Below are 1,192 nucleotides of genomic sequence, written 5' to 3' on the forward strand. Positions count from 1 at the left end.
CGACGGCGCCCCTGCGCATCCGCCGCGGTGTTCCATGGGGTCGAGGTCTACAGCTCCCCGTAGCGGGCCAGCGCTGATCGGCAGGGTCACTTCAGGAGACTCATGCGCTCGGTAGAGTAGGTAGGGGATCCAACCGACTCCCAGATGGGCTCGACCGCCGGAGGAGCATGTCCCGCAACCCTACTGCTGCCGATGTCGCTCGCGAGGCCGGGGTCTCCCGGAGTGCGGTTTCGATGGTGCTCAACAACAATGCCGACGGCAATGTGTCTCTCTTGGCCCAGGAACGGATTCGGGATGCCGTGCAGCGGCTGGGTTATGTGCCGAACTCGGTGGCGGTTGCCCTGCAGCGCCAGCGCACCTACACCATCGGCGTGATCACCGACGAGATCGTGACCAGCCCCTTCGCCGGCCGGATCATCAGCGGCGCCGGTTCCGTCGCCCGCCCGGCGGGCTACGTGCTCACCGTGGCCGACACGGAGGCCGTGCCCGGACGCGACCTCGAGCTCGCCGAGGCCCTGATCCACCGGCACGTCGACGGGCTGGTCTACGCCACGGGCGGCCTCGTGGCGCTGGACCCGCCCGAGCCGCTGCTGCAACGCCCCGCGGTGCTCGCCAACTGCTACGACCCGCGGGAACGGCTCGCCGCGGTGATCCCGGACGAGGTGACCGGGATGCGCCGCGCCACCGAGCACGTGCTGGGTCTGGGGCACCGCAGGATCGCCCTGCTGACCGGCACGTCCGACTCCCCGGCCACGCCGCTGCGCCGGGAGGGCTTCGAGGCGGCCTGCGCGGAGTTCGGCCGCGAGGGCCTGCGGCTCACGGTCGAGCCGACCGGCTGGGAGATCCAGGACGGCTACCGGGCCGCGCAGCGGCTGCTCGCCCTGCCCGAGCCGCCCACGGCGATCCTCGCATCCAACGACCGCACCGCCACCGGCGTGCTGCTCTGCGCGGCAGCGTCCGGGCTGCGGGTCCCCGAGGACCTCTCCCTCGTGGGGGTCGACGACCAGCAGAGCGTGGCCGACCAGCTCGTCCCTGCGCTGACGACCGTCGCGCTGCCGCACCAGCGGATCGGGGCGCGGGGGGGGGGGGGGGGGGGGGGGGGGGGGGGGGGGGGGGGGGCGCGCGCGCGCGGGGGGGGCGGGCGGGGCCCCCGCCGGCCGGCGGCGGCGGGGGGGGGGGGGGGGGCGGCGCC

At 74.9% G+C, this 1,192-nt stretch carries 1 protein-coding gene; it reads left to right on the forward strand.

Annotated features, from left to right (window positions below; genetic code table 11):
* Positions 1–233: 233 nt before the first annotated feature.
* A partial coding sequence (locus A5728_RS02535; RefSeq protein ID WP_064845558.1) for a LacI family DNA-binding transcriptional regulator occupies positions 234–1,192 on the forward strand: 959 nt, incomplete at its 3' end.

This window comes from Kocuria sp. ICS0012, from assembly GCF_001665945.1.
GTDB lineage: Bacteria > Actinomycetota > Actinomycetes > Actinomycetales > Micrococcaceae > Kocuria > Kocuria marina.